General features: G+C 36.2%; 25 protein-coding genes. 13 read left to right on the top strand and 12 right to left on the bottom strand.

The window, feature by feature from the left end; translation table 11 throughout:
- Positions 1-38: 38 nt before the first annotated feature.
- From bioD to O5640_RS05890, 4 genes are read right to left on the bottom strand one after another with little or no spacing between them, the layout of a single operon-like run.
- Positions 39-689: a dethiobiotin synthase gene (gene bioD, locus O5640_RS05905; RefSeq protein ID WP_269611425.1), complete on the bottom strand. Its 651-nt coding sequence runs from the start codon at positions 687-689 to the stop codon at positions 39-41.
- Positions 686-1,441 (bottom strand): methyltransferase domain-containing protein, encoded by a 756-nt coding sequence (locus O5640_RS05900; RefSeq protein ID WP_269611424.1) that lies wholly within the window; start codon positions 1,439-1,441, stop codon positions 686-688. Before O5640_RS05900 ends, bioD begins: the two co-directional genes overlap by 4 nt.
- Positions 1,422-2,150, bottom strand: coding sequence for an alpha/beta hydrolase (locus tag O5640_RS05895; RefSeq protein WP_269611423.1), 729 nt, complete (start codon positions 2,148-2,150; stop codon positions 1,422-1,424). Before O5640_RS05895 ends, O5640_RS05900 begins: the two co-directional genes overlap by 20 nt.
- Positions 2,147-3,289, bottom strand: coding sequence for an aminotransferase class I/II-fold pyridoxal phosphate-dependent enzyme (locus tag O5640_RS05890; RefSeq protein ID WP_269611422.1), 1,143 nt, complete (start codon positions 3,287-3,289; stop codon positions 2,147-2,149). Before O5640_RS05890 ends, O5640_RS05895 begins: the two co-directional genes overlap by 4 nt.
- 129 nt (positions 3,290-3,418) lie before the next feature.
- On the opposite strand from O5640_RS05890, the gene O5640_RS05885 reads away from it, so the two are divergent.
- Entirely contained in the window at positions 3,419-6,202 is a 2,784-nt protein-coding gene (locus O5640_RS05885) for a DEAD/DEAH box helicase (protein ID WP_269611421.1), read from the top strand.
- A 13-nt stretch (positions 6,203-6,215) separates the two neighbouring features.
- On the opposite strand, the gene O5640_RS05880 is transcribed toward O5640_RS05885, so the two are convergent.
- The 3 genes from O5640_RS05880 to O5640_RS05870 all read right to left on the bottom strand — a co-directional run bounded on the left by O5640_RS05880 (position 6,216) and on the right by O5640_RS05870 (position 9,339).
- Positions 6,216-7,610, bottom strand: a complete 1,395-nt coding sequence (locus O5640_RS05880; RefSeq protein ID WP_269613811.1) for a class II fumarate hydratase — start codon at positions 7,608-7,610, stop codon at positions 6,216-6,218.
- Positions 7,611-7,738: 128 nt separating this feature from the next.
- Positions 7,739-9,034: an adenylosuccinate lyase gene (gene purB, locus O5640_RS05875; protein ID WP_269611420.1), complete on the bottom strand. Its 1,296-nt coding sequence runs from the start codon at positions 9,032-9,034 to the stop codon at positions 7,739-7,741.
- Between the two features lie 44 nt (positions 9,035-9,078).
- Positions 9,079-9,339, bottom strand: a complete 261-nt coding sequence (locus O5640_RS05870; RefSeq protein WP_269611419.1) for a hypothetical protein — start codon at positions 9,337-9,339, stop codon at positions 9,079-9,081.
- A 96-nt stretch (positions 9,340-9,435) separates the two neighbouring features.
- Between O5640_RS05870 and O5640_RS05865 the strand changes: the two genes are divergently transcribed.
- Entirely contained in the window at positions 9,436-10,236 is an 801-nt protein-coding gene (locus tag O5640_RS05865; protein WP_269611418.1) for a TlyA family RNA methyltransferase, read from the top strand.
- Positions 10,237-10,246: 10 nt separating this feature from the next.
- On the opposite strand, the gene O5640_RS05860 is transcribed toward O5640_RS05865, so the two are convergent.
- Together O5640_RS05860 and O5640_RS05855 are read right to left on the bottom strand one after the other, a co-directional pair.
- Positions 10,247-10,585 (bottom strand): P-II family nitrogen regulator, encoded by a 339-nt coding sequence (locus tag O5640_RS05860; RefSeq protein WP_269611417.1) that lies wholly within the window; start codon positions 10,583-10,585, stop codon positions 10,247-10,249.
- A gap of 36 nt (positions 10,586-10,621) precedes the next feature.
- The gene (locus O5640_RS05855) at positions 10,622-10,885 is read right to left on the bottom strand and encodes a hypothetical protein (protein WP_269611416.1); all 264 of its coding nucleotides are present in this window, start codon (positions 10,883-10,885) and stop codon (positions 10,622-10,624) included.
- A gap of 175 nt (positions 10,886-11,060) precedes the next feature.
- Here O5640_RS05855 and queF point away from each other — a divergent pair, with 175 nt between their 5' ends.
- A complete protein-coding gene (gene queF / locus O5640_RS05850; protein WP_420063702.1) occupies positions 11,061-11,447 on the top strand; it encodes a preQ(1) synthase in 387 nt (128 codons plus the stop codon).
- On the opposite strand, the gene O5640_RS05845 is transcribed toward queF, so the two are convergent.
- From O5640_RS05845 to O5640_RS05835, 3 genes are read right to left on the bottom strand one after another with little or no spacing between them, the layout of a single operon-like run.
- Entirely contained in the window at positions 11,436-12,716 is a 1,281-nt protein-coding gene (locus tag O5640_RS05845; protein ID WP_269611414.1) for a cytochrome c biogenesis protein ResB, read from the bottom strand. The two genes, queF and O5640_RS05845, sit on opposite strands and share 12 nt — an antisense overlap.
- A gap of 5 nt (positions 12,717-12,721) precedes the next feature.
- Positions 12,722-13,462 carry a cytochrome c biogenesis CcdA family protein gene (locus O5640_RS05840; RefSeq protein WP_269611413.1) on the bottom strand — a complete coding sequence of 247 codons (741 nt, stop codon included), beginning with the start codon at positions 13,460-13,462 and terminating at the stop codon, positions 12,722-12,724.
- A gap of 19 nt (positions 13,463-13,481) precedes the next feature.
- Positions 13,482-14,714 carry an FtsW/RodA/SpoVE family cell cycle protein gene (locus O5640_RS05835; RefSeq protein ID WP_269611412.1) on the bottom strand — a complete coding sequence of 411 codons (1,233 nt, stop codon included), beginning with the start codon at positions 14,712-14,714 and terminating at the stop codon, positions 13,482-13,484.
- 430 nt (positions 14,715-15,144) lie between these two features.
- Between O5640_RS05835 and O5640_RS05830 the strand changes: the two genes are divergently transcribed.
- The 10 genes from O5640_RS05830 to O5640_RS05785 all read left to right on the top strand — a co-directional run bounded on the left by O5640_RS05830 (position 15,145) and on the right by O5640_RS05785 (position 22,388).
- On the top strand, positions 15,145-15,564 hold the full coding sequence (locus O5640_RS05830; protein WP_269611411.1) for an ATP synthase subunit I: 420 nt from the start codon (positions 15,145-15,147) through the stop codon (positions 15,562-15,564).
- 75 nt (positions 15,565-15,639) lie between these two features.
- On the top strand, positions 15,640-16,365 hold the full coding sequence (gene atpB / locus O5640_RS05825) for a F0F1 ATP synthase subunit A (protein ID WP_269611410.1): 726 nt from the start codon (positions 15,640-15,642) through the stop codon (positions 16,363-16,365).
- A gap of 168 nt (positions 16,366-16,533) precedes the next feature.
- On the top strand, positions 16,534-16,782 hold the full coding sequence (gene atpE, locus O5640_RS05820; RefSeq protein ID WP_011125758.1) for an ATP synthase F0 subunit C: 249 nt from the start codon (positions 16,534-16,536) through the stop codon (positions 16,780-16,782).
- Positions 16,783-16,911: 129 nt separating this feature from the next.
- Positions 16,912-17,373: a F0F1 ATP synthase subunit B' gene (locus O5640_RS05815; RefSeq protein ID WP_269611409.1), complete on the top strand. Its 462-nt coding sequence runs from the start codon at positions 16,912-16,914 to the stop codon at positions 17,371-17,373.
- The gene (locus tag O5640_RS05810; RefSeq protein ID WP_269611407.1) at positions 17,370-17,882 is read left to right on the top strand and encodes a F0F1 ATP synthase subunit B; all 513 of its coding nucleotides are present in this window, start codon (positions 17,370-17,372) and stop codon (positions 17,880-17,882) included. The genes O5640_RS05815 and O5640_RS05810 overlap by 4 nt, the downstream gene beginning before the upstream one ends.
- Positions 17,882-18,430, top strand: a complete 549-nt coding sequence (gene atpH / locus O5640_RS05805; protein ID WP_269611406.1) for an ATP synthase F1 subunit delta — start codon at positions 17,882-17,884, stop codon at positions 18,428-18,430. Before O5640_RS05810 ends, atpH begins: the two co-directional genes overlap by 1 nt.
- 60 nt (positions 18,431-18,490) lie before the next feature.
- Positions 18,491-20,005, top strand: a complete 1,515-nt coding sequence (gene atpA / locus O5640_RS05800) for a F0F1 ATP synthase subunit alpha (RefSeq protein ID WP_269613767.1) — start codon at positions 18,491-18,493, stop codon at positions 20,003-20,005.
- Between the two features lie 31 nt (positions 20,006-20,036).
- Complete coding sequence (locus O5640_RS05795) at positions 20,037-20,987, top strand: F0F1 ATP synthase subunit gamma (protein WP_269613766.1); 951 nt, start codon at positions 20,037-20,039, stop codon at positions 20,985-20,987.
- 53 nt (positions 20,988-21,040) lie between these two features.
- Positions 21,041-21,268, top strand: coding sequence for a hypothetical protein (locus tag O5640_RS05790; protein WP_269613765.1), 228 nt, complete (start codon positions 21,041-21,043; stop codon positions 21,266-21,268).
- Positions 21,269-21,275: 7 nt separating this feature from the next.
- A complete protein-coding gene (locus O5640_RS05785; protein ID WP_269613764.1) occupies positions 21,276-22,388 on the top strand; it encodes a DUF3326 domain-containing protein in 1,113 nt (370 codons plus the stop codon).
- Positions 22,389-22,391: the final 3 nt, after the last annotated feature.

The raw sequence follows: 22,391 nt of genomic DNA, 5'->3' as shown, positions 1-22,391 counted from the left end.
AGTCAAAATAATCTTTTGATTAAGAAAAAAATAAAAATTTAATTTCGAATATATTTTCTAAGCTTTTGATCTAGTTGCTGTTTATGCCACTCTTTTGAGAGTACTTTTGCATTGACTTCGTCAAAAATAGGAAGAATTGCAAGAATTTTAGTATCTCCAAATTGCTCTAAAGTCTTCGGGTTGTCTTTGTGAGGAGGGCCGTTTAATACTATTCCTAATACATCTAAATTTCTATGTTTCAAGGCTTCTAGACTTAATAAAGTGTGATTGAGAGTGCCAAGACCGGTCCTGGCTACAAGAATTATTGGAGCTCCCCAAACCTCTAATTGGTCTATTTGTAGCAAATCTCTATTTAAAGGAACCATTAAACCACCTGCAGTCTCGATTATTATTAATTCATCTAGGTCAGGTAATTTTAAATTGCTTTGTTCAATAAAACCAGATTCTTGTTCGGCTGCCCAATGTGGAGAGACAGGAGCCTTGAATTTGTATCTTTCAGAAAGATAGCGGTTAGGTTCAAGTTTTAATAGATTGCAAACAGTTTTTGTATCTGTACCTTCCTCTGTTCCACTTTGAATGGGTTTCCAATAGATACCTTTAAGACCTTGGACGAAAAAACTACTAACTATCGTTTTACCTACATCTGTATCAGTACCACAAATAATAATTCTTTTTTTGAAAACACTCATCGCTTTATTAAGAGAAACTGAATTGACCAACTAAGGCTTACTTGTTTATCGTTGTTGGAAATTGGCCAAAAAGACAATAGATGTCGCCAATCTGAAACACTTAATTGTTCCTTCTGACTACTTTGTGCTCCGACCTTGACCATCGGTTTTAATAAAGAAGTCGCCTTGTTAGCTGTTTGTTTGATAACTTCAATTTTATTATATAAAATATTTTGTTTCGGAACGACTCTAATTAGTGAGTCGTAGGATGGTAAATCAAGAGCTGTACATGTTAAATTTGCCTTTTCTGCAGCGGCATACCATTCTGGAAAACTTCCCTTGATTGGGACTGCCAAAGCAATCCATCCATCTAAACTTAGAGAATTCAACCATTCCTTAAGTTTCTTCTGTGGATTATCAAGCCAATGTAAAACAAAACTTGAAGCTAATAAATTTGGTTTTTTAGACCACTTAGGTAACCCATTATTTAAATCCCAAATTTGTTTAACACACTTTTCTGAATGTTGATCAATCATCTTTTTAGAATTATCCAATCTCACTACATATTGGTTTGGATGTAGATCTTCTAATGATTTAGCTAGTAGTCCAGTGCCAGCACCAAGGTCAACCCATAGTCCATGTTTGATTGAATGATGAGAACATATTTTTGCAAGTTTTAAAGCAGTACTTTTTTGAATTGAGGCTGATTCGTTATAACTTAATGCAGCTTCGTTAAAGTTTTTATTAACTTGGCTAGACCATGTTTTTTGCATGTTCAAATTCTAGCCAGTGTTTGACTTTTTTGATATTTTTAATTTTTGTGATGAAATGCCCGTCGTCTTGAAGGTTGATTATTTTGGGTATGGTCTCTAAGTGGTTTTTTAAATCTTCAGCTAGCTGCGCTTTCGTTTGATTAGATAAAATATAGTCTTGTTGACTGTTAACAATAAGTACTTTAGCAGAATTTTTTAAGCCAATTGGTAGAGAATCAGAATTCATAAGAAGTTTTAAATCATTTTTTAGTTTCAACCTTCCTGAATCTGATATATGAATGAGTTTTGATTCGGATGACTTAATATCTATGTCATTTGGTTTATAAGCTTTTATATAAAATTTTCTTAACATAGATGCTTCATTAGGCGTATTAATTTTATTCATCATCCTGTTGAGAGCTAGTTTTGTAGGGCGATCCTCTTTGCTGTTTGGAATAAAACGACTGAAACTATTGATTAATACAACATGGGTAGCTGAGTGTAAGATTTCTTTATCTATCAAATGTGAACCAAGAGAGTGACATATAGCAACTCTTTTAAGCTCAACTTGATTTGAGTTGTTATTCCATTTGGGTATATGAGGACTTATATTTTTATATCCACGTTCAGAAGTTTGCCACTCCCAATCACAACTTTTAAATATCTTTTCCCAATTTGACCATTGATGACTATCACCAGCCCAGCCGTGCATAGCAATTATTTCTTTCATTTATTTTTAAGAACTTCGATAAGTCTTTCGAAGGCCTGAACAGGCGTATTTCGCCTGATCACCAACCTGAGTCTAGATTTACCTTCAGGGACAGTTGGTGGACGGATCCCAACAGTTAGAAGGCCTTGGGCCTCAAGTCTTTCCTGATAATCCATGGCTAATTCGTCTGAACCTAGAATTATGGAGATTATTGGACCTTCCCCAACAGGTCGTTGCCACCCAATTTGAGACAATCTGTCTCTTAAAGCTATTGATTTCTCTTTCAGTTCGCAACCCCAACCAGGGTTGCTTTTAATTAGATTTAACGCGGCTAAAGCACTTGCACAAAGTGGAGGGGCTAAAGCAGTTGTATAGCGAAATGCCCCACAGTTTTGTATTAAATTTTCTCCTGTCATCTTGTCTGTTGCTAGAAATGCTCCCCCACTTCCAAATGCCTTCCCGAAGGTCCCACTGATAATTGATTTTGGTTCTTTGATTCCAAATGATTCTCCTCTTCCTTCTGGACCCATAACGCCAAAAGCATGAGCTTCGTCTATCAATAACTTTGAATCATACTTAATGCATAGTCTTGAAATTTCTTTTATGGGTGCTGTTGTACCCTCCATACTAAAAAGGCTTTCAGTAATTACTAAAGGTTGTTTTTGAGAATTGCTTTGTCTAGATTTTTTTAAAAGCCTTTCTAGTTCAGATAAATTGTTGTGCTTGAATCTAATTAGCTTTGCTCCACTTGCTTTAATTCCAACAAGCAGTGAATGATGTATTAGACGATCACAAATAACAGGAGTATGACGATCAGTAAGAGCCAAGACTGCAGCCAGATTAGCTTGGAAACCACTCGGGTAAAGCAGGACAATCTCACGATCAAGCCATTCAGCAATCTTGGTTTCAAGTTTTTGATGAATATTTCTACTACCAGTAATAAATCTTGATCCTCCAGAACCAACTCCATCAGTTTCTAAGCTATTTCTAGCTGCCTCAATTAATAATGGATGTCTTGCTAGATCTAAATAGTCATTACTTGCTAGGTCAATTAAAGTTATTTGATTTTTATTTTCATCTACACCAATCAATTCTGATGACCTTTTCCCTGGAACCCAAGTTCTAAGTTTACGAATTCTAGAGTTAGGGATTTTAGACATATTGTTGTTTTGTCTGCTGTGTTTGAAGAGTTGGGTTTTGGCTTAACATTTTTTCTTTGGTTTCTTGATTTTATTATGTATCCACGTCAAAAATCATGTGCTCATAGAATATTCCTATAGGATTTGGTAATGACTTCATCAGAAAGAGATACGTCTGAGAACGAAATCCTCTCAAACAATTTAAATCCAAAGGAAATCTTTCCTTTTGAATTGGATGAATTTCAACTTAAAGCAATTGATTCACTCAATCAAGGGCATTCTGTAGTTGTCAGTGCCCCTACTGGATCTGGAAAAACATTAATAGGAGAGTATGCAATTTATAGAGCGATTTCTCATGGAAATAAGGTGTTCTATACAACGCCTTTAAAAGCTTTGTCTAATCAAAAGTTAAGAGACTTTAGGAATCAATTTGGTTCAAGCAATGTGGGCCTTTTAACAGGTGATTTAAGCCTGAATAGAGAGGCTTCGATTCTTGTGATGACTACTGAAATTTTTAGAAATATGCTATACGCAGCAGCAGATAGAAATGATGATCTCTTACTTGATGTAGAAACTGTTGTTCTTGATGAATGTCATTACATGAATGATGCTCATAGAGGAACAGTGTGGGAGGAGTCAATTATTCATTGTCCTAAATCTGTTCAGTTCGTTGCTCTATCGGCAACCGTTGCCAATGCAGGTCAATTAACTGATTGGATTGAGCAAGTTCACGGACCCACAGATTTGATATCGAGTGATTTAAGACCAGTTCCCTTGGAATTTAATTTTTGTAGTGCTAAGGGACTTCATCCATTACTCAATGAAAAAGGAACTGGATTACATCCAAACTGTAAGATTTGGCGCCCAACAAAATCACATAAAAAGAGAGGTCGCCTATCAAAGCCTACTCAACCTGACTCTCCTTCATTGGGCTTTGTTATATCTAAGTTGGCAGAAAGAAATATGTTACCCGCTATATATTTCATATTTAGTCGTCGTGGTTGTGACAAGGCTGTGAAAGCAATAGCTAGCACTTGTTTAGTGAACCAAGAAGAGAGAAAATCAATTCAAGATCGATTTGAAAAATATACAATTTTGAATTCAGAAGGTTTGAGAGATGATTTACATATAAAAGCTTTATTTAATGGAATCGCATCTCATCATGCAGGAGTTCTTCCTGCATGGAAGGAGTTGATTGAGGAATTATTTCAAGAGGGATTGATAAAGGTTGTTTTTGCAACTGAAACCTTAGCTGCAGGAATCAATATGCCTGCGAGAAGCACAATTATATCTACCTTGTCGAAGAGATCAGATAATGGACATCGTCAATTAATGGGGAGTGAATTCTTACAAATGGCTGGTAGGGCTGGAAGAAGAGGTCTGGACTCTAGAGGCTATGTGGTCACTGTACAAACTCGGTTCGAAGGGGTTCGAGAAGCTGGTCAATTAGCCACCAGTCCAGCTGATCCACTGATTAGTCAATTCACACCTAGCTACGGCATGGTATTGAATTTATTACAGCGTTATGAATTAGATAAATCAAAAGAATTGATAGAGAGAAGCTTTAGTAGATACTTGGCGAGCTTGGATTTTGTTGAAGAAGAAGAAGAGTTGTCCAGATTAAAAGAAGAGTTTAAAAATTATAAAACTTTTTCAGAGGAAATACCATGGTCAGATTTTGAAAGATATGAGAAAATTAAAAGTCATCTAAAGGAAGAAAGAAGGCTATTAAAAATTCTCCAAAAACAATCAGCAGAAACCTTATCAAATGAATTGACCTTAGCCTTAGAATTTGCAAATAATGGAACTCTCATAAGTCTTAAGACAGCACAATTACGAGGCAAAGTTACACCTGCAGTCATTGTTCAAAAAATCCAAAAAGGAGAGAGACAATCTCAATTGTTATGCTTAACAGATGAAAATATTTGGATACTTATTGCTTGCAAGGAAGTTGTTAGCCTCTATGCTGAATTAACATGCTTAGACGTATCACATCTTACAACTCCTGAAATTAGTAGATTAGGTGAAATACATCATGGTGATTTACTAAGTAATGAAACAGCTTCAATAATTTCAAATTTGGCTCATAAAAATGACATGAGAACGGCTCAATACGATCTTGCTAGCGAAGTTTTATCTCAAGCTAAATTAGTTAAATCTCTAGATGATGAATTATTGATTCAGCCAGCTCATCGATGGGGTGATAAGAAAAAATTAAAGAAACATAGACGAAAAATGGATGAACTAGGTATTGAAATACATGAACGTGAGCAGCTACTTTACGACAGGTCTAATCGTCATTGGGAAACTTTCTTATCACTAATTAAAGTACTAAACCACTTCGGATGCTTGGACGATTTAAATCCAACTGAAGTCGGGAGAGGCATTGGATCTTTAAGAGGTGAAAATGAATTATGGTTGGGATTGGTTTTGATGAGTGGACATCTTGATGAACTAACACCAGTAGAATTAGCTAGTGTTATTCAATCAATTGTTACTGAAGTAAATCGTCCTGATTTATGGTCTGGATTTATTCCAAGTGCAGTTGCAGATGAAGCATTTAATGATTTATCAAATATTCGAAGAGAATTGTTTAGAGTTCAAGAACGATTTGGTATAGAAGTCCCAATCCTATGGAGTTCAGAATTAATGGGTTTAGTAGAAGCCTGGGCTCGAGGAAGTACTTGGACTGATTTAATTTCAAATACTTCCTTGGATGAGGGGGATGTCGTAAGAATTTTAAGAAGAACAAATGATTTACTTTCACAGATTCCCTATTGCGAGTCTGTGAGTAGGCAACTCAGAAATAATGCCAAGGCAGCGATGAAACTAATGGATAGATTTCCAGTTTGTGAAGCTGAAGATATTAATCAAGCAAAAGAAAAAAATCATGAACTTATTAATCCAGCTACTGAAAGACATAATTTAGATTGAAGAACCTTATTTTTTATTCATCTCCAATCATAGATTTTGGATTAGTGAGATTATCAAATTCTTCTTGGTCAATATAATTTAGTTGATTGGATGCTTGTTTTAGACTTAGATTTTTTTCATGGGCTAATTGGGCAATTTTACTAGCTTTTTCGTATCCGATTGATGGCGCTAATGCAGTTACTAACATCAAAGAATTATCTAGATATTCTTTGATTTTCTCTTTATTTGGTTGAATACCTTCAATCATATTTTTTCTGCAACTCTTACATGCATTTTGAATAAGGTTGATACTTTTTAAAATGTTGTAGCCAATAAGTGGTTTATAAACATTCATTTGTAGATATCCTCCACTACCTGCAATTGATACTGAGGTGTCCATACCAATTATTTGCGTACACACCATTGCCATCGCTTCGCATTGAGTAGGATTAATCTTCCCTGGCATTATTGAACTGCCAGGTTCATTAGCTGGTAGCTGCAGCTCAGATAATCCAGCTCTAGGCCCACAAGATAAAAGTCGAAGATCATTAACAATTTTAAGAAGAGTTACGGCTAATAATTTTAGTTGAGACATTATATTTACAAGACCATCATGACTAGCCATAATTGCAAATTTATTAGCTGCAGTTTCAAAAGGTAAATCTGTTTTACTAGCAATATCAAGAGCAATTAAATTATCGAAATTCTTAGGAGTATTAAGGCCAGTACCAATTGCGGTTCCTCCAAGAGGAAGTGGATAAAGTTCCACGAGGTTGATTTCAATACGTGCTAAAGCAGTTTCTAATTGAGCAGCCCAAGCAGAGACTTCTTGTCCAAGAGTTAGAGGGACTGCATCTTGAAGATGAGTCCGCCCTATTTTTATAATATCTTTCCATTCTTTACTTTTTTGATGGAATACATCAATGAGTTTTTTTAATTCAGGTATTAAGGTGTCTTTTAATGTGACTATTGTGGCTATTTGGATTGCGGCTGGAAAAACATCGTTTGTTGATTGAGAGCAATTGACATGATCATTGGGATGTATTGGATCATGACTACCTAATGGATTATTTAAACGTTTTGAAGCTATATTACAAATCACCTCATTGACGTTCATATTTGTTTGAGTACCACTCCCTGTTTGCCAAACTTTCACAGGGAATTGATCATTATGTTTCCCTTCAATAATTTCTAAACTTGCTTCGGTAATAAATTGTGTGGTTTCTGTATTTATTAGACCTAGATGATTATTTACTTGAGCAGCAGAGGCTTTTATTTGAGCAATTGCATGAATAATCTCGAGTGGTATTACCTCATCACCAATAGCGAAATTTAATATTGATCGTTGCGTCTGAGCTCCCCATAGCGCATCCTTTGGAACATCAATCGAACCTAAGCTATCTTTCTCAAGTCGTTTCATATTGGAAATTGATCTTGGGTTGAGGATTTATAAGTTTCCTAGGGAACAGAAACTTATAACTATGGATTTTAGTTGAATCTAGTTCTATTCCCTTTCTATAGTGTATTGACTGATATTAATTGATTCAGATTTTATAGCTAAATACCAAGTCTTTCCCAAATAACTCTCAAATTGGATTGATGTAATTCGGTTGAAAAACAGTCAGAAAGTTGTTCTGTTGAGAGACTATCCATTACTTCTGGATCATTCTCAAGGTTTTTTTTGAAATTCCCTTCGTTTTGATTCCAGGCTGAATGAGCATTCTTTTGTACTAGTCGATAAGAATCTTCTCGACTCATTCCATTCTCAACTAGAGCTAAAAGAACTCTTTGACTGAAAACTACTCCTCCATAAATGTTCAAATTTTTCAGCATATTATTTGGATAAACACCAAGACCTTTAATAATTTCGGTCATTTCTGTGATCATGAAATGAAGGGTAATAGATGTATCTGGCAGCATTAATCTTTCATTAGAGCTGTGGCTTATATCTCTTTCATGCCATAGAGCTACATTTTCAAGAGCTGCAACTACATAACTTCTTAAAACTCTAGAAAGACCACTTACTCTTTCACTTCGTATAGGATTTCTTTTATGAGGCATTGCTGAGCTTCCTTTTTGGCCTTTAGCAAAGTTTTCCTCTACTTCTAGAACATCCGTTCTTTGAAGATTTCTAATTTCTGTAGAAAAACGATCTAATGAAGATCCAATTAAAGCAAGAATCTGTACATAATTAGCATGCCTATCTCTTGAGATAACTTGAGTGCTAGCAGTATCACACTCAAGCTCCAAAAGTTCGCAAGTTATTCTTTCTATTTCTGGATCAGTATTGGCATAAGTACCCATAGCACCGCTGATTTGCCCAACCGAGATGTCTTTCTCAAGGCTATTTAGCCTATCTTTGTTTCTGAGAGTTTCAGCTAGCCATCCTGCTAACTTGAACCCGAAGGTAATAGGTTCTCCATGAATCGCATGAGAACGTCCAATCATGACGGTTCTCTTATGCTTCCTTGCTAAATCTCTAATGGCTTCTTCAAGTAATAAAAGCTCTTTTCTTAAAAGCTTGACTGATGCCTTTAATTGAAGTGCAAGACCAGTATCAAGTACATCGCTACTGGTCATTCCAACGTGAATGAAGCGGCCCGCATCCCCAACATATTCATTTACATTTGTTAGAAAGGCAATTACGTCATGGCGAACTTCTGCTTCTATTTCGAGGATGCGTGCTGCTTTGAAATTTGCTTTTAATCGAATAGTTTCCATTGCACTTGTAGGGATTTTCCCCAATTTGCAATTAGCCTCACATGCGGCAATTTCAACATCAAGCCATGTTTGGTATTTGGCTTGATCAGACCAAATATTTCCCATCTCTGGGTTTGTGTAACGCTCAATCAAAGTGCTACAAAGTTAAAGGGTTACTTTAATTTAGATCGTCAAGGTCAAGCTGACTTGAGTCTATTGTGTTCAACTTCCCAATGAACATATCTTCCCCAAGCTTGCTGTCTAACCCTGCATCTGCCTCCTTTGCAATCAATAACTTGAAAGGGGGGCAAATCATTGGGTTGATTTGCAAATTTTGCAAAACTTCCTGGAGGTAGAAGTTCAAGCACTTCTCCAGTTTGTTTTTTTGAGGTTAGATGAAAATGACCATGGCTAGATAGCTCATTTTCATTGGTTGGATGCCTGAGCTTTTTAGACAAAACCTTTGGTCGGTTGATTAGATTCTCTATTGAAAAAGAGGATAAGCACGAGTTCTGCGGTTTTTGTTCCGTTTCCTGTTTGTTTTTGTAAACATAATGACTAAATCATCGCGATTAGATCTTCACTTGCTGACTAAAGGGTTAGTGAAAACACGTCAAGAGGCTCAGAAGCTGATTAGAGCTGGCAAAGTTAAATCAATAAACGGCCAAATTTTAGATAAGCCTGGCCAAGAAGTTTTAAAAGATCTTGAGATAGAAGTTACACAGCCCTTGAGATATGTATCAAGAGGAGGTGAAAAGTTGGCTGAAGCGTTTAATCAATTTCCCATAAATATTAAGGATAGGGTTTGTTTAGATGCTGGTATATCAACTGGTGGCTTTACAGATTGTCTTTTGCAGTTAGGGGCAGCAAAGGTTTATGGAGTCGATGTTGGTTATGGCCAGACTGCATGGAGTATTAGAAATGATCCAAGAGTGGTTCTATTGGAACGAACCAATATTAGGCATTTAACTCCTGAAAAATTATTTAATGAGGGCGACCCAATACCAAACTTTGCTGTCGCAGACTTATCTTTTATCTCTCTTAAGATTGTTCTGCCTAGTATTAAATCTCTTCTTAAAGCCAACCGATCTGAGTTGCTTGTCTTAGTGAAGCCTCAATTTGAAGTTGGTAAAGATCAAGTGGGAAAAGGAGGAGTTGTTCGTGATCATTCACTGCATGCTGAGGCTATAAAGGGAGTAGCAAATGAATCTAAAAAATCTGGATGGTACCCAAAAGGATTGATCGCATCGCCTTTAAAGGGTCCAGCTGGTAATCAAGAATATCTTCTTTGGATGGGTGATAAAAATGAAGAAAACATTGAAATTGAAAAATTATTAAATGTTTTATTCTTTTGAATTATTACGATTAAAGGGCTGTTTCGTTTCTGTCGCCGGTTCTGATTCGAACAACTGAATCAATTGGGCTAACAAAAATTTTCCCATCTCCAATCTCACCTGTCTTGGCCGCATCAGCAATAGCTTTTAAAACGATCTCAGCTTTTTCATTAGGAACTACTACTTCAATTTTGAGTTTTTGAAGGAACTCAACGGTGAATTCTGAACCTCTATATCTCTCAACTTGTCCTTTTTGTCGACCGAAACCCCTTACTTCGCTTACTGTCATGCCAACAATACCTGCATTAACTAATGCGATCTTTACATCCTCCAACTTAAAAGGGCGGATTATTGCTTCTATCTTTTTCATACCACTTTAGATTACTTAAAGAATATTAGATAATTTTTATGAGATTTTGTCTAAATGACTTAGAGAATTGATGAAATTTACATTTAGACCAGCTGCTAGTGCATCTTCCCCAAGCATTTTTGCATCCTTGGTAGGAATTATGACTAGACCATTACTTATCGATTCCCAATGGTTGGATTCAAAATGAGTTTGTAGCCAAAGGATTCCATGAACACTCTTTGGATCTATTTGAGTTCCAATTCTTTTTTCAGAAAGACTAATGTCCATACAAAAACCTGTGTTGTATCTATTAGGGGGCATGGCGATGATTAATTTTGTACGCTTTGATACAAATCAGGCTTTTGAAATTATTTCGCTATTTTTGATTAGAAGAATTTATTTAAAGTTTGTATTTTTAATCAAGCTTTTATGTAGTGTGAGTTTTGAATTCTATTGAAATGTGGTTAGACGAGAAAAAGACATCAAAGAGGAAATTATGTATGGAGAGAGGGAAATAGAGGCCGGGAGCTTAATATGTTTCCCAAATCCAAATGTTAATAGGGATTATGAAATTTCAATAGTTTTTCCTGAATTCACATGTAAGTGCCCTTTCTCCGGTTATCCGGATTTTGCAACTTTGAGAATTAAATATCAACCAAATAACAAGGTTATAGAATTAAAAGCAATTAAACTTTACTTAAATAGCTTTCGAGAAATGAAAATATCTCATGAAGAGGTTACGAATAAAATAATCGATAATTTTGTTGAGGTTTCTGATCCTAAATGGATTCAATTAGAAGCTGATTTTAATCCTAGAGGTAATGTTCATACAATCATTAGAGTCTGTCACGGCAAAAGAATTAATTTAGAGCTAACTCTCTAAGAAACTAATAAATTTTGGCAGCTCTTTTGAAAGACCAGAGAGATTCCTGTTGCTTAAACCACCTACATAAATCAAAGATTTTTCCTTTTCATGTAATACCCAGATTTTCTTAGTGGAAATAATACTAAGTGAACCTCCAATAAGTATTATCGCAAAACTAGTATAAACAAGAGGTACTCCAGGATCATGCTTTAAAAGTAATCCGCTACTTGGGATTATATTAATTATCTTTATTAAAGTCTCTTTGACTCTTGCTTCCTTATTTGTACTTAAGTTTGTAAGTAATGCACCATCATTATCATAAATACTGACTGGTCCTTGCTCGCTCTTTACGGTTACTAAAATTGGGTCTTTACCATCTTTTTTTGTAGGTATAATTGTCCCCCAAACTTGTTCACCTAGCTCAGGAATAGGTTCTATTGGAATTTGTAGTTTTGGACTATTTGAAATTTGAATAGTTATTGCAGCCAAAGACCAGTCGGCTTGATATAATGTAAGTCCTTTGTATCTTAATGGATAATTAACACTAATTTCTTTTGATTGATTATTTCCATTTGGTTCAATAACATTGACTATAGACCTATACTGCTCAGCTCTTCCTTGTGGATCTCTTTCGATTTGAAATTTTTGTAATTCAATAGTTAACCCTTTCTCTTCATTATTGTTTAATAAATCTATTGATCGTCCAGGGGCTAAAAATTGTTCTATGGTTTTTCCATTTAATGAACCGTATGTTGCACCTATCATTAATAGGATCATGCCTAGATGAATTAAAATAGGACCTAATCTACCTATTACGCCTTGGCGAGCAGCTATCCTTCCATCTGTTTCTTTTATATTCCAACCTTGCTTTTTTAAATTAGTTTTAATTTTTTCTAAGCTTTCCAAGTAATTATTAGTCACTATTGTTTGAGCAATAGCAAGTTTTGCTATTTGACGAGGTGATTTATAATCTACCCAATTTAATGCTGATTTAAGTATCGGTAATTGTCTTCTGAAACTACAAACTGAAAGGGATAAACCAAGCCAAATGAGTAAGAATAAAAACCAGAAACTTGTATAGACATGATTGAATTGAAAAAAGAGTAATATATTTGCATTAATTATTCCAAGAAAAGGATTTTTATTAAAATTATCGTAATAAAATTGATCTGATTCCTGTTGTGGTACTAATGTCCCCGCTGCACATGAAATAGCTATTAATAATAATAGTAATATCGCGATTTTTAAGCTAGAAAGCCAGTTTAAAACTTGGCTAATTTTTTTCATCTATTTTATATCCAAATTGAAAGAAGGCTTAGAATACCTATTGTTAACAACATCATTCCACTAATTGGTGGAACCCATTTCCCAATAGGTCTTAACGATAATAATTTAGGTATAGTTGCTGCAAAAGTACCTGCTAAAAATAAAGGAACAATCTGTCCAATTGCAAAACTTCCAAGAAAAATTGTGCCACTGAGAGGATTAGCTTGTTTGGCTACCCATGCTAGAAGAACTGCAAGAACAGGAGTAGTACAAGGCGAGGAGGCTAATCCAAAAGCAAAACCTGCTGAAACTGGGGCAAATGCAGGAGGAACTTGATTTGTCCAAATTTCAGGCTCAGGACCACGTGGAAGGGAGAATTTAAAAATCCCAAGCAGATTAAGGCCCATAATTATTGCCAGAAAGCTTATGAATATTGAAAAGAAACCTGGTAATTGACCATAAATTTTCCCTAAAAATCCGCTTAGACTCCCTAATACAACTAGTGAAATCACTATACCGCTGCAGAAGCTAATCGTTTTTTGTAAAGGGCTTTGGTTATTTTTAAATCCAGCTAGATATGCAACTGTTATTGGTAAAAGTGACAATGAACAGGGCCCTAAACTAGTTAAAAGCCCTCCCGTGAAAACTATCAGAATTGTTAGGGGGGTTGGATTACTGAGCCCATTATCAATTAAGTGCTCGCCATAACGAGTCAAATCAGAGAATATTAAACTTATAGAAGAAATGTTCAAAAAGAGATTTGCCAATCTAGGTCCTTACTCCAGATTATCTGGTTAAAAGTTTGTTTGAGGGGTTTTTAATTAATAAATCTGAAGATTCAATAGAGGATCTGACTAATAAGGCTGCTATTACTAAGCTTGACATCAAAGAGTTGCCCCCATAACTAATTAATGGGAAAGGTAGTCCAGTCGTAGGCATTGCTCCTGATGCCACTGCGATATGCATAATTGATTGGCCAACAAGAATAGTACCTGATCCAATAGAGATTAGTTTAGAGCAATTATTTCTACAATTAAGAGAGATTTTAAGAGTTAAATATGAAACTACAAGAAGAAATGATAAAAGCAAAATAGATCCAAAGAATCCAAATTCTTCAGCAAAAACAGCAAATATAAAATCAGTACTTCTGAATGGTAAGTATTGTAATTTTTGCATTGAAAGACCATAACCTTCTCCAAATAGACCTCCCGAACCAATAGCATAAAGACTCTGAATTAACTGATATCCACTTCCTTGTGGATCTTTCCATGGGTTGATAAATGACATAATTCGGCTTTGTTGATAGGCATTAAAAAAAATGCTTAATGAACCAATAAAAAAGCCGGAAATAGCCGTGTTAAAAAGATATCGTAAGTTAATACCTGATGCTAATGCAATAATCCAAAGTAATATTCCTATTAGTGCAGCGGTGCTTAAATTTGGTTGCTTTATAATTAGTAAAATGATGGATGCAAAAATAGTTAACCAAAAAATTTTTTTTTCTGAATTTATTCTTTCCCATTGACCAAAAAGCTTTGCACTTTGGAGAATGATGAAAGGTTTGATTAACTCTGATGGTTGAATTTGGATTGGACCAATAATCAACCATCGAGTAGACCCATTAACGGTGCTGCCGAAAAAGCTTGTTGATGCAATTAGAACCATGCCAATAAGAAGGCATAGTCCTGAAAATCTAAGCCAATTTTTTAGATTTATATTTATGGCTATATAGAAAATGCTCCAACTAGCAACTAGCCAAATTAGTTGTCTTTTTATGTAATAAGCACCTTCTCCCATTTCTCTGATGGCTACCCACCAACTAGCTGATCCAAGAATAAAGATGCCTGATATGCTCCAAAAGGCAATTAATCCCATGATTAATCGCCCCTCCTTTGGCCAATAAGACCAAGGCAATGGAAGTATATTCTTGTTTATTAAATTACTCATATAATAATTCGATTTGCGACCCTTTTTTCTTACAGGTCCTGAATGAATTTTTTTGTCAGAAATATTACTCAAAGGATCTTTTGCTTATAAACCATTGAGACGTTTAATTGCCATCTTGCCAAGTCTTTAAATGTAGTTAATTTACTTTTTTATGGAATTGATGAAAATTCAAGAAGATTTTTATATGTTTAAAGTTAATTGTTAGTTATTAGAGACAGAATTGAAAGAAATAGACAAATTTTTAATTATTTTATTCTATATCACAAGGATTTAATTTTTAAAGAGACTATTTATTGATTTATATTTAGATAATTAAAAATTTGCTTAAAATTTTTACTCAAATTTATTAAATTAACCAACTTTTTAATTTATTGATAAAAATTTTTTTTGTTTTGATGCAAGTCTCGTGATAGATTCCCCGGGCCTTTGCAGAGAGCTTAGGTGTCTTGTTTGCAAAACAACTTCTCACTATCACTAAGGAACTCCAATAGGAGGGATTTTTGTGGCATCTGAGACTATTGAAAATTGCTCAAGTCATGATCCTCTTCTGGATATTGATTCATCGGACTCATCGTCCGGAGTCAAAATAGACGAATACCTTGAACTTCAATTTCGAGTATTCCGTCTTGCCTTTTTATTGACTATTTTTTCTGTTGGCATAGCAGGTTTCTTTTGGGGAATCCAAGCTAGTGCAAGCATATTCATTGGTGCTTTATCAGGGATTTTTTATTTTCGCTTGCTTGCTCGCGGAATTGGAAGACTTGGTACTTCATCAAAAATCGTCGGTAAAGTCCAGTTGTTAGTTCCGGTCCTTTTGGTTTTGGTATCTTCTAGATTTCCTCAACTTGATTTAATACCGGCTTTATTAGGATTTTTGCTTTATAAACCAGCGTTAATTATTCAGTTTCTATTAATGCCCTAGGTACTTTTTAGAAATTAAATTTTTAAGTTTTGTTTGTTTGGCGTTTATTTTCTACGCAACCTAACTTCCAGATAAATGGGTTTTTTACCATTTGTTCTTCCTTTTGCTGAATTAGAGGTGGGTCAACATCTCTATTGGCAAATTGGAAATTTTAGAATTCACGGCCAAGTTTTTATGACTTCATGGCTGCTCATAGGCGCTTTGCTTGCCTTAGTAGTTATTGGAACAAAAAAAATGGAGCGTGATCCAAAAGGTGTACAAAATCTTTTGGAATTTCTATGGGACTACATACGTGATCTCGCAAGAACACAAATTGGTGAAAAGGTTTATAGAGATTGGATGCCTTTCATCGGAACCCTCTTTCTGTTCATATTCGTGAGCAACTGGGGCGGAGCATTAGTTCCATGGAAGCTGATTGAACTACCAAGTGGTGAACTTGGAGCACCTACAGCTGACATAAATACGACTGTTGCTTTAGCACTACTGGTATCTCTTTCATATTTCTATGCGGGGTTGAGCAATAAGGGTTTGCGTTACTTCGAGTATTACGTCCACCCAACGCCAATAATGCTCCCATTCAAAATTGTTGAAGATTTTACAAAGCCTCTCTCTCTTTCATTCCGTTTATTTGGAAACATTTTGGCGGATGAACTTGTTGTAGCGGTACTTGTTTTTCTTGTACCTCTTGTTCTTCCAGTTCCTGTTATGTTTCTAGGCTTGTTTACTAGTGCTATTCAAGCTCTGATTTTTGCAACTCTTGCTGCCTATTACATCGGGGAAGCAGTTGAAGAGCATCATTAATCATAATTTTTTGCTACTGAATTAACTTTTCAATGGCAAATTTCCTGCTTTGAGGCCTGAAATTCTTTCAGTATCATCTCAAGAACTATGAGATGCACCCCTCGCAGGTATAAACTCCCGGTCACAACTCTATAAGCGTTTAAAGCGCTACACATCTTTAGCAGAATTATGGATTCCATTACCACCGCCGCATCAGTTGTTGCAGCTGGTTTAGCTGTAGGCCTTGGCGCAATAGGCCCTGGTATCGGTCAGGGTAGTGCTGCACAAGGAGCAGTAGAGGGTATAGCCCGTCAACCAGAAGCTGAGGGAAAAATCAGAGGTACTTTGCTTCTTTCTTTCGCTTTCATGGAATCACTTACCATTTATGGCCTTGTGGTTGCATTGGTGCTTCTCTTTGCTAACCCTTTTGCTGGTTGAATATTTCAAAAAAGGGCTGATTGAGTAAATCAATCAATTTGATTAACTTTCAGCCCCAATATTTGAAAATTCTTAAGCAAATTTCAATTGCCGTTTTCCGGCTCGCTTAAATTCTTGCACCCCTAGCTAATGCCAACTTTGTTTTTGTTTGGTGCCTCTGAGGGAGGTCTGTTTGATTTCGATGCAACTCTTCCGCTTATGGCGGTCCAAGTTGTAATACTGACTTTCATACTTAATGCTCTTTTCTTCAAACCTGTTGGACGGGTAGTTGAGGAAAGAGAGGATTATGTAAATACAAGTCGGGCAGAAGCAAAGAAAAAAATCGCTGAAGTTGATCGATTAGAAACAGAACTCAAAGATCAGCTCAAAGAGGCCCGTCTTGAAGCTCAGAAGGTGATTCTTGAGGCAGAGCAGGATTCTGAGAATCTTTATAAAGAAGCCCTTGCTCTTGCTACTTCAGAGGCAAATGCATCGAGAGAGAAAGCTAGGCGAGAGATTGATTCACAAAGAGATGAAGCTCTTAGTCAGCTCAAAAGCGAGGCTGAAAATCTTGGTGATTTGATTGTTGAAAGACTTTTGGCAAAAAAATGACTTCTTTAATTTTCGCTTCCGAAGGCTTTGGCCTCAATTTAAATATTTTTGAGACCAATATCATCAACTTGGCTGTTGTTGTTTTTGGCCTCTATAAGTTCTTGCCAGGTTTTTTAGGGAAAATCCTTGAAAGACGCAGAACTACAATCCTGTCTGACCTGAAAGAGGCAGAAGAGCGCTTAACTAAAGCAAAAGATTCTCTTTCACAAGCAAAAGACGAACTTGCATCAGCCAAGCAAAAAGCCGACAAAATCAGAAATGATTGCAAAGCTAGAGCTGAAGCAATTCGTCTAGAGAGCGAAAAAAGGACTGTTGAAGAAATGGCAAGAATTAAACAAGGCGCTGCGTCTGACTTGAATGCTGAAGCTGCAAGAGTAACTTCTCAATTAAGAAAAGAGGCTGCAGAACTTGCTATTGAAAAAGCTTTGGCAATGCTTCCTAAAAAATTAGATTCAAATACTCAAGATAATTTTCTTAAACAGTCAATTAAAAATATTGGAGACAACTAATGCCACTACTTAATACTATTACTACTCCATACGCTGAAGCTTTCATCCAAGTAGCTGAAAGCCGCAATGAGGTTGATGAAGTAGTTTCTCAAGCTAAATCTATTTTAGAACTTTGGAATACTTGTCCTGAATTTAGTGATGCGATGTCATCGCCAGTTTTAGAGGTGAATCAAAAAAAACTAGCTTTAGAAAAGCTGTTTTCTAGTCAGATCACTCCCTCTTTCTTAAATCTTCTAAAACTTTTAGCAGATAGACAGAGAATTGGATTGTTGAATTCTGTTCTTGAAAGATTATTGGAAATCTATCGAGAACAAAGAAATATTGCTTTAGCAACAATAACTTCAGCTTCAGCTCTAAATGAAGAACAACAATCTGAGCTACTCAAGAAAGTACAATCTATAGCTGGTACGGATAATTTGGAGATCGATCTCAAAGTCGATTCCGAATTGCTAGGCGGCTTTGTTGTCAATGTTGGATCAAAGGTCATTGATGCCAGCATTGCAGGGCAAGTTAGGCGACTTGGTCTAGCTTTGGCCAAAGTCAGCTAATTCTCACCTGACTTTCTCCCTTCTCCCTCCCTTTCATCTTCCCCAACTTAAGTTAATCCCATGGTTTCCATACGTCCCGACGAGATCAGTTCAATCCTTAAACAGCAGATAGCTGATTACGATAAGTCAGTATCTGTGAGCAATGTAGGTACTGTTTTACAAATTGGTGATGGTATCGCAAGAGTGTATGGCCTTGAAAAGGTCATGGCAGGTGAATTAGTAGAATTTGAAGATGGAACAGAAGGGATTGCTTTAAACCTTGAGGATGACAATGTTGGTGTCGTTTTGATGGGTGAAGCTTTAGGAGTTCAAGAGGGAAGCACAGTCAAAGCAACTGGAAAAATTGCTTCAGTCCCAGTAGGTGAGGCAATGCTTGGAAGAGTTGTTAATCCTCTTGGACAGCAAATTGATGGAAAAGGAGAAATGGCTACAACTGACTCAAGATTAATTGAGTCAATAGCTCCTGGAATTATCAAGAGAAAGTCAGTACATGAGCCTATGCAGACTGGTATCACATCTATTGATGCGATGATTCCTATTGGAAGAGGTCAGAGAGAACTGATTATTGGAGATCGTCAAACAGGGAAAACTGCAATAGCAATTGATACAATTATCAACCAAAAAGGTCAAGATGTTGTTTGTGTTTATGTAGCGGTTGGTCAAAAACAAGCATCAGTGGCAAATGTAGTTGAGGTTCTTAAAGAAAAAGGAGCTTTGGATTACACGATTATTGTTAATGCAGGAGCTTCTGAAGCTGCAGCTTTACAATATTTAGCTCCGTATACAGGTGCAGCAATTGCTGAGCACTTTATGTATCAAGGTAAGGCAACACTAGTTATTTATGATGACTTAACCAAGCAAGCTCAGGCATACAGGCAAATGTCATTACTTTTACGTCGTCCACCAGGTCGTGAAGCATATCCAGGAGATGTTTTTTACTGCCATAGTCGTTTGCTTGAGAGGGCTGCAAAACTTTCTGATGCGATGGGTGCAGGATCCATGACATCTTTACCTATTATTGAAACTCAGGCTGGTGACGTTTCTGCTTATATACCGACCAACGTTATTTCAATTACTGATGGTCAGATTTTCTTGAGTTCAGATTTATTCAACTCTGGATTAAGACCTGCAATTAATGTTGGTATATCAGTTAGTCGAGTAGGAGGAGCTGCGCAAACGAAAGCTATTAAGAAAATTGCAGGTACGTTAAAACTTGAACTTGCTCAGTTTGATGAACTTGCGGCATTCTCTCAATTTGCTTCAGATCTTGACGAGGCTACTCAAAAGCAGTTAGGTAGAGGCAAAAGGTTAAGAGAACTTCTTAAGCAACCTCAATTTGACCCTCTGAATTTGGCTGAACAAGTTGCCATTGTTTATGCAGGTGTTAAAGGATTGATTGATGAAGTTCCTGAGGAGGAAGTGACAAAGTTTGCTCGTGAATTGCGTGATTATCTAAAAACAAATAAAGCTGATTTCATTAAGAACGTTCTCTCCGAAAAAGTCTTAAGTGAAGTCTCTGAATCAATGCTTAAAGACGCTATTAACGAGGTTAAATCCTCGATGCTTGCGGCTTAAATACAAAGCTATCTAAGAGAGACAATCACCTATGGCTAACCTTAAGGACATAAGAGACAGAATTGTATCTGTCAAAAACACAAGGAAAATCACAGAAGCGATGAGACTCGTTGCTGCTGCTAAAGTTCGGAGAGCACAGGATCAAGTCCTACGGAGTAGACCTTTCGCTGATCGATTGGCAAGGGTTTTAGAAAATATACAATCAAGAATGCAGTTTGAAGCTGCTGACTCTCCTTTACTCAATAGGCGTGAAGTTAAGACAATCACTATCTTGGCTGTTACTGGCGATAGAGGATTATGTGGGGGCTATAACGCAAATATTATTAAACGAACTGAGAAACGCTATGCCGAATTAAAAGGTCAAGGATATAGTCCTGACCTGGTTTTGATTGGTAAGAAAGCAATAGGATATTTCGAGAATAGATCTAGTCTTTATAATATAAGAGCGACATTTAAAGAATTAGAACAAGTTCCGACTTCTGAGGATGCTGGCTCTATTACTAGTGAAGTATTAGCAGAATTTCTCTCTGAAAGCACTGATAGAGTAGAGGTCATTTTTACTAAGTTTGTAAGTTTGGTTAGTTGTAATCCAACAATACAAACTCTATTACCTTTAGATCCTCAAGGAATAGCAGATTCAGAAGATGAAATTTTCAGGTTGACTACAAAAGATAGCCAATTAATTATTGAGAAAGATGCTGCTCCTTCGAATGAGGAGCCGAAATTACCATCGGATATTGTTTTTGAACAAAGTCCTGATCAACTTTTGAATGCTCTTTTACCTCTTTATTTACAGAATCAATTACTACGTGCTTTACAAGAGTCTGCAGCTTCAGAGTTAGCGAGCAGGATGACGGCAATGAATAACGCCAGTGATAATGCAAAGGAATTGGCTAAAAATCTTACGATTGATTATAATAAGGCTCGACAAGCTGCAATTACGCAAGAAATTTTAGAAGTTGTTGGCGGCGCTGCAGCTTGATTTCTTATCTGATTCCATCTTTGCGAATTATCAAAGTATAAGTAATTAATAAAGTGAATCTTGAGTTTATAGAATTAGACCTCGATTGGTCTTATGAATTAAGAGTGTTTGACTTGAAAAACTATATATTATCTGAGCTAATGAAATATGGTGAACCACTTAGGTGGGCAATTACTTCAGTTACTACTCATTCTGAAAAAAAAATCCAGATAATATCTGTAGAAGCTGTGTTGGTTATTAATCAAGATAAGAGCAAAGGTATAAATCTTGTGTTGAATTGATTTCTTTATGACTAACACTAATCCTTTGCCAACATTATTGATCATTCCTACTGGTATAGGGTGCAGTGTTGGTGGGTATGCAGGTGATGCAATCCCTGCTGCAAGATTGCTTGCTTCTGCAAGTGAATGTTTAATAACACACCCTAATGTTATGAATGGTGGATCTTTATATTGGTCAGATACTTGTATCCAATATGTAGAAGGGTATAGTTTAAATCTTTTTGCTGCTGGAGAAGTTTTTCTCAGACCAGTAAGACAACAAAAAGTAGGTTTGCTATTAGATGCTGGTTTAGAGCCTGATTTAAAAAAAAGACATTTACAAGTTGCTGATGGTTGCGTTGCAAGTTTGGGGCTAGATATTGGTCCTGTAATTACAACTGAAAGAGCCATACGAGTTAATCTTAAAAAGGGTTTAAGTGGCTCAAGTTGGGGAGATATAGAAGAACCAGGTGTTCTTTTGAGAGCTGCTGAAAAACTTAAGAAAGCAGGCGCTACTGCAATTGCTGTAGTAACTCGCTTTCCTGATGATAGTGATGAATTAGAAACTAAACTTTATCGACAAGGTAATGGTGTAGATATTATTGCTGGGGTTGAAGCTGTAATAAGTCATTTTCTTGTGAAACATTTGTTGATTCCATGTGCACATGCGCCGGGGTTAGCGCCATTGCCAATTGACTATAATTTAGACCCGCGAACCTCGGGAGAGGAGATAGGATATACATTTTTGCAAAGTGTTTTAGTTGGTCTTAGTCGTGCCCCTGATCTGATCTGTAAGTCAGCTATCAAATCTAATGAAAATTCTTTTTTACAAGTGAAAACATTATTAAGGAATAGGGATTTAGGAGCCGTAGTTGTTCCACAGGGCGCATTAGGTGGCGAAGCAGTTTTATCTTGTATTGAAAGATTTATTCCTTTAATAGTAGTTTCCAATCAAGGAGTATTAAATGTTAGCTCCAAGAAGATGAGGCTTGATTGCTTAAGTGGTCAAAAAAATAATAATATTTTGTATGCTGAAAATTATGTAGAGGCTGCAGGACTAATAACAGCTTTACGTCATGGGATTAATATAAAGTCTCTGCAAAGACCAATTGATTGCTTAAGGGAATTGAATGATGAATAGAAG

Origin of the sequence: Prochlorococcus marinus str. MIT 0912, assembly GCF_027359595.1 — a bacterium.
Classification (GTDB): Bacteria; Cyanobacteriota; Cyanobacteriia; order PCC-6307; family Cyanobiaceae; genus Prochlorococcus_B; species Prochlorococcus_B marinus_C.
Note: the sequence above shows the minus strand (reverse complement) of the source record. Positions and strands in the feature narration are given on the sequence as shown.

What these genes read in the sequence shown, in the direction of transcription:
- atpE (WP_011125758.1), top strand. Translation starts at nt 16,534, where the DNA reads ATGGATTCCATTACCACCGCCGCATCAGTTGTTGCAGCTGGTTTAGCT.
- O5640_RS05810 (WP_269611407.1), top strand. Translation starts at nt 17,370, where the DNA reads ATGACTTCTTTAATTTTCGCTTCCGAAGGCTTTGGCCTCAATTTAAAT.
- O5640_RS05885 (WP_269611421.1), top strand. Translation starts at nt 3,419, where the DNA reads ATGACTTCATCAGAAAGAGATACGTCTGAGAACGAAATCCTCTCAAAC.
- queF (WP_420063702.1), top strand. Translation starts at nt 11,061, where the DNA reads ATGTATGGAGAGAGGGAAATAGAGGCCGGGAGCTTAATATGTTTCCCA.
- O5640_RS05785 (WP_269613764.1), top strand. Translation starts at nt 21,276, where the DNA reads ATGACTAACACTAATCCTTTGCCAACATTATTGATCATTCCTACTGGT.
- atpH (WP_269611406.1), top strand. Translation starts at nt 17,882, where the DNA reads ATGCCACTACTTAATACTATTACTACTCCATACGCTGAAGCTTTCATC.
- atpB (WP_269611410.1), top strand. Translation starts at nt 15,640, where the DNA reads ATGGGTTTTTTACCATTTGTTCTTCCTTTTGCTGAATTAGAGGTGGGT.
- O5640_RS05865 (WP_269611418.1), top strand. Translation starts at nt 9,436, where the DNA reads ATGACTAAATCATCGCGATTAGATCTTCACTTGCTGACTAAAGGGTTA.
- O5640_RS05895 (WP_269611423.1), bottom strand. Translation starts at nt 2,150, where the DNA reads ATGAAAGAAATAATTGCTATGCACGGCTGGGCTGGTGATAGTCATCAA.
- O5640_RS05860 (WP_269611417.1), bottom strand. Translation starts at nt 10,585, where the DNA reads ATGAAAAAGATAGAAGCAATAATCCGCCCTTTTAAGTTGGAGGATGTA.
- O5640_RS05890 (WP_269611422.1), bottom strand. Translation starts at nt 3,289, where the DNA reads ATGTCTAAAATCCCTAACTCTAGAATTCGTAAACTTAGAACTTGGGTT.
- O5640_RS05845 (WP_269611414.1), bottom strand. Translation starts at nt 12,716, where the DNA reads ATGAAAAAAATTAGCCAAGTTTTAAACTGGCTTTCTAGCTTAAAAATC.
- O5640_RS05900 (WP_269611424.1), bottom strand. Translation starts at nt 1,441, where the DNA reads ATGCAAAAAACATGGTCTAGCCAAGTTAATAAAAACTTTAACGAAGCT.
- atpA (WP_269613767.1), top strand. Translation starts at nt 18,491, where the DNA reads ATGGTTTCCATACGTCCCGACGAGATCAGTTCAATCCTTAAACAGCAG.
- O5640_RS05795 (WP_269613766.1), top strand. Translation starts at nt 20,037, where the DNA reads ATGGCTAACCTTAAGGACATAAGAGACAGAATTGTATCTGTCAAAAAC.
- bioD (WP_269611425.1), bottom strand. Translation starts at nt 689, where the DNA reads ATGAGTGTTTTCAAAAAAAGAATTATTATTTGTGGTACTGATACAGAT.
- O5640_RS05815 (WP_269611409.1), top strand. Translation starts at nt 16,912, where the DNA reads ATGCCAACTTTGTTTTTGTTTGGTGCCTCTGAGGGAGGTCTGTTTGAT.
- O5640_RS05855 (WP_269611416.1), bottom strand. Translation starts at nt 10,885, where the DNA reads ATGCCCCCTAATAGATACAACACAGGTTTTTGTATGGACATTAGTCTT.